Source organism: Mycobacterium sp. NAZ190054, from assembly GCF_001545925.1.
In the GTDB taxonomy this organism is placed as follows: Bacteria; Actinomycetota; Actinomycetes; order Mycobacteriales; family Mycobacteriaceae; genus Mycobacterium.
The window spans coordinates 1-1,936 of the sequence record NZ_LMVQ01000425.1 but is presented as its reverse complement, the minus strand read 5'-3'; the positions used below and the strand labels follow the sequence as shown (position 1 = coordinate 1,936).

The following is a 1,936-nucleotide window of genomic DNA, read 5'->3' as shown; positions in this document are numbered from 1 at the left end:
CCGGCTGGACACCGATATCGCCGGGGCCAACGCCGCGGGCCCGTCGACGTCGACGTGCCAGCCGGGGTGCGGCGCGATGCGCAGCGTGTCCGCGTCGCCGGCGGTCAGCGCCCTGAGGTCCTCAGCGAGAAACGTCGGGCGCTGATCGGGGACCGCCCACACGGCGTCTTCGGCGGAGTTCACCCCGCAGAGCACCATCAGGCTGGGCAACTGCGCGGCGTTGGCCCCGGCGATATCGGTGTCCAGCCGGTCCCCGACGACCAGCGGGCGGTCGCACCGGCCCCGTGCCAGGGCATCCCGCATCAGCGCCGGCGCCGGTTTACCCGCCACCTGCGGTTCGCGGTCGGTCGCGGTGCGCAGCGCAGCGACCATCGAACCGTTGCCCGGTAGAAGGCCGCGCTCGGAGGGCAGTGTCCTGTCGACGTTGGCCGCGATCCACAACGCTCCCGAGCGGATCGCCAGCGCCGCCTCGGCGAGGTCCGGCCACCCCGTCGCGGGTGAATGGCCCTGCACCACTGCCACGGGGTCATCGGTGTACTCGCGCACCGGGGTGAGACCCACTGCCGCGACCTCACCGGCCAGCGCATCCGTACCGACGACGAGAACCCTTGCACCGGGCGGCAATTGGTCGGCCAGCAGCCGCGCGGCGCTCTGCGCGCTGGTGACGACATCGCCGGCCGACGCGGCGAACCCGAGCTCGCACAGGTGCGCGGCGACCTGCACGGCGTCGCGTGAGGCGTTGTTCGTCACGAACAGAACCCGCGCGTCGATCGCCGCCAGCGTCTCGACCGCCCCGGGGGTCGGCGCATGGCCCCGGAACACCGTGCCGTCGAGGTCGAGCAGCAGACAATCATGGTGCTGCACAAGGGTGCTCACGTCAGGACAGCTCCGTGACCCGCTCTTCGGCGTCGGTGACGCCTTCGACGTCGGCGGCCGCGGCGTGCAGGAACCACTGCAGCGCCTCGTCGTTCCGGCCCAGCGCGAGCAGCGTCTCGGCGTAGACGTAGAACAGCCGCGCGGGGGTCTGCCCGGTGCGGGTCGGGTCGAGCGTCGGAGTGGAAAGCACCGCCAGGGCCTGTTCGTGCTGCCCGAGGTCCGAACGCGCCCCGGCCACGACGATGCGCAGTTCGTCGGCATCGTCTCCGGTCAGCGCCGCCGCCTCCGGCGTGCGCGCGATCTCGATCGCGCGTTCCGGCCGCCCGACGCCGCGCTCGCAATCGGCGATCAGCGCCAACAACGGTGAGCGACTCCCCATTCGGCGCGCGGCGCGCAGCTCGGCAAGAGCCTGCGCCCAATCGCCGCACTGATAGGCGGCGATGCCGACGGCCTCCCGCACCGCGGCGATCCGGCCCGAGCGGGCCCGGGCAGCACGGGCATGGGCCAGGGCGGCTTGGGGGTCCTCGTCGAGGAGTTCGCCGGCGGCGACCAGATGACGGGCCACCGCGTCGGCGGTGCTCCGGTCGAGCGTGGTGAGTTCACCGCGGATCTCGGGCGCCAGTTGTCTGGCTTCGATGTCCTTGGGGATCGGCGGACCGCTCGGACGCGACTCGTCGGCATCGGGTCGAGGCTGGGTGGGACGCGCCCGGTTCGGACCCGACGTGCGCGGCGCGGATCGCTGATCGCGGCGCGGGCGCTGCCGGTTGTCGTTGGAGCTGCGGCTCGGTCGACGATCGCCGCGGCCGCCCTGATTGTCGTGGGGCACGCCAAAAGGATACGGCCCAGAACTCCAGGCCTCATAATCTGAGGAACAAATGGCGCTTTATGCGAAATAGGAAATCGCCCCCCACGCAATTGTGGGGGGCGATTTCTAATTTGTGTTCGGCGGTGTCCTACTTTTCCACCCGGGTGGGTAGTATCATCGGCGCTGGCAGGCTTAGCTTCCGGGTTCGGGATGGGACCGGGCGTTTCCCTGCCGCTATGGACCGCCGTAACTCTA

Annotated in this window: 2 protein-coding genes and 1 rRNA gene; all 3 read right to left on the bottom strand. The window is 71.0% G+C overall.

Going from position 1 to position 1,936, the window contains the following annotated elements; genetic code table 11:
• Positions 1 to 876: HAD-IIA family hydrolase (locus tag ASJ79_RS23340; protein WP_067960531.1), on the bottom strand; the 876-nt coding region annotated here is incomplete at its 3' end.
• 1 nt (position 877) lies between these two features.
• Positions 878 to 1,702 (bottom strand): tetratricopeptide repeat protein, encoded by an 825-nt coding sequence (locus ASJ79_RS23335; protein ID WP_082754013.1) that lies wholly within the window; start codon positions 1,700 to 1,702, stop codon positions 878 to 880.
• Positions 1,703 to 1,816: 114 nt separating this feature from the next.
• Positions 1,817 to 1,930, bottom strand: a 5S ribosomal RNA gene (rrf, locus tag ASJ79_RS23330).
• Positions 1,931 to 1,936 lie beyond the last annotated feature (6 nt).